The sequence below is a fragment of the Streptomyces sp. NPDC060027 genome (genome assembly GCF_042737005.1).
GTDB lineage: Bacteria > Actinomycetota > Actinomycetes > Streptomycetales > Streptomycetaceae > Streptomyces.
Genome location: NZ_JBHWVI010000425.1, coordinates 1 through 2,380 on the forward strand (window position 1 = coordinate 1; position 2,380 = coordinate 2,380).

A 2,380-nucleotide genomic window follows, 5' to 3' on the forward strand; every position below is an offset into this window, starting at 1 on the left:
GGTATGGGGCCCCGGAGAGATCCGGGGCCCCATACCTGTGTGCACCGACTGGCATCCCGTCCACGAGTACCGCCTCTCGACTCGCGGCGCGGATGCCTTCCAGTCGAACGAGTGACAGACTGAAAGTCGAATCGGCGGCCTGTGCCGGAGGGCACGGGGCATCACGCGGCCAACGCGAAAGCCCGGCCGAGGGGTGTGGCGAGCGCGGTGCGCACGTGGTCGAGCAGGGGGCCACCCACCGCCTCCATGGGCAGGGGCCCCGAGGCCTGCGTTCGTAGGCGCGAGCGGGGAACGTACGGAAGCCGTGTTCTGAGGGTGGTGACCCCCCTGTGAGTGGGATCGATGGAGAAGCCGGCGGAGCACCAGGACGGCTTGCCGGGCAGACGGTCGTGGTGGTGGGAGGCAGCGCGGGCATCGGTCTGGAGACCGCGCGACAGGTGCGTGCGGCCGACGGCGAACTGGTTCTCGTGGCGCGCGACGCCGGACGTCTCGAGCGGGCCGCGGACGAACTGAACCCGCTGAGCACGGCCGCGTTCGACGCCCGGGACGTCGAGCACCTGGAGCGCTTCATCGGAGAACTGCCCGGGCAGGTCGACCATGTGATGGTCACTGCGGGCAGCCCGGCGTACACCCCGATCGCCGAACTCGACCTGGCCCAGGCCGCGTATGACTTCGGCGGGCGTATCGCGATGATGCTGGCCGTGGCGCGGGCGAGCCGGGAGAAGGTCAGAGCCGGGGGAACGCTGCTGTTCATCGGCGGCACCGGCGGCCGGCGGCCCGCGCTCGGGATGGCCGTGACGGGCGCTCTCACCGCGGCGCTGCCGGCTCTGACCGCCAACCTGGCACTGGAGGTCGCCCCTGTCCGGGTCAACCTCATCGCGGCCGGGTTCGTGGACACTCCGCTGTCGGCTTCCCTCCTCGGCGACCAACTCGACGCACGGCGGGCGGAATTGAGGGAGACACTGCCCATTGGCCGGGTGGTCGGGCCTGAGGATGTCGCCGCCCTCGCCCTGCACATCATGGCCAACGGCGCCCTCACCGGCGCCACATACGACATCGACGGTGGCCAGCAACTCGTCGCGCGCTGACCGTCCACTGCCCCTGGCCCGAGCCGCGGTCGGCCGTGGCGTGCGGTCCGGCGCCGCTCCCGGATCAGGTTCGTCGCCGGTGTCCCATCCAGGGTCCGAGAGGAGAGGAACAAGCCATGGACATGAAACTCGAGGTCGTCGTGGTGCCGGTGTCCGACGTCGACCGGGCCAAGGACTTCTACACGGCGCTGGGCTGGAGACTCGACGCGGACGTCACCACCGACGAGGACTTCCGGGTGGTGCAGGTGACCCCTCCGGGCTCCCCGGCTTCGGTCATCTTCGGCAGATCGGTCACCGATCAGGCCCCCGGCTCCGCTCGCGGACTGCACCTGGTCGTCGACGACATCGAAGCCGCCCGCGAGGAGCTGAGACGAGGCGGCGCCGACCCGGGCGACGTGTTTCACGACGCCGGAGGCGTCTTCCACCACGCCGGCACCGACGCCCGGGTACCTGGCCCCGATCCTCAACGCGGCAGCTACGGCTCCTTCCTGTCGTTCAGTGACCCGGACGGCAACGGCTGGCTCTTGCAAGAGATCACCACGCGGCTTCCGGGACGGCTGGATCCCGCGACCACCTCGTTCGCGTCGGCCGAGGACCTGACGAGCGCATTGCGGCGGGCCGCGGCGGCCCACGGTGAGCACGAGGCGCGGATCGGCGCGGAGGACCCGGACTGGCCGGACTGGTACGCGCGGTGCATGGTGAGCGAGCAGGCCGGGACAGAACAACCCTCGTGAGCGGGTCGGACGCGGGGTGCAGGCAGGCAGGCAGGCAGGCAGGCAGCGGAGCATTGTCAGTGCCGGGTGGCAGCATCGGTCTCATGACGGATACCACGGCATTCGACTGGCGATCCCTCCTGCTCAGGTGGAGCGGGGAGTGGGCGGACTCCCTTCCGGACGACGAGACGCGGGAGGAGGACGACAAGACCGCGCGGCATGCCCGGTGGCTGGGGTTCCCGCCCGCTTCCGAGGAACGAATCGCCGCCATGGAGGAGCGCCTGGGCCTGCGGATGCCCCCGTCATACAGGGAGTTCCTGAGGGTCAGCGACGGGTGGCGGCACGCGGGCGGGTTCGTGTGGCTCCTGGCGGGTACCGAGGACGCGCGCTGGCACAACAACGCGTCGGGTCTCGCGGACATGTATGAGGAAGACATGGACGAGGACGCCGGGCCCGAGGAGCGGCGGGAGGCGGGCATCTGGCGGCGCGGGCTGCAGCTCGACGTCGAGTCCGACATCACCCATGTGCTCCTGGATCCTGAAGACGTGGACGAGGACGGTGAGTGGGCCGTGTACACGC

Annotated in this window: 3 protein-coding genes; all 3 read left to right on the forward strand. The window is 70.5% G+C overall.

The features are described 5' to 3' along the window. Nucleotides 1–329: 329 nt before the first annotated feature. On the forward strand, nucleotides 330–1,088 hold the full coding sequence (locus ACFWBT_RS42645) for an SDR family oxidoreductase (protein WP_385710125.1): 759 nt from the start codon (nucleotides 330–332) through the stop codon (nucleotides 1,086–1,088). Nucleotides 1,089–1,204: 116 nt separating this feature from the next. Next, nucleotides 1,205–1,822, forward strand: coding sequence for a VOC family protein (locus ACFWBT_RS42650; RefSeq protein WP_385710128.1), 618 nt, complete (start codon nucleotides 1,205–1,207; stop codon nucleotides 1,820–1,822). Between the two features lie 83 nt (nucleotides 1,823–1,905). After that, on the forward strand, nucleotides 1,906–2,380 hold a 475-nt coding region (locus ACFWBT_RS42655; protein ID WP_385710131.1), incomplete at its 3' end, for an SMI1/KNR4 family protein.

Bases quoted from the DNA above. Each gene is read 5' to 3' on its own strand.
- ACFWBT_RS42650 (WP_385710128.1), top strand. From the start codon at position 1,205: ATGGACATGAAACTCGAGGTCGTCGTGGTGCCGGTGTCCGACGTCGAC.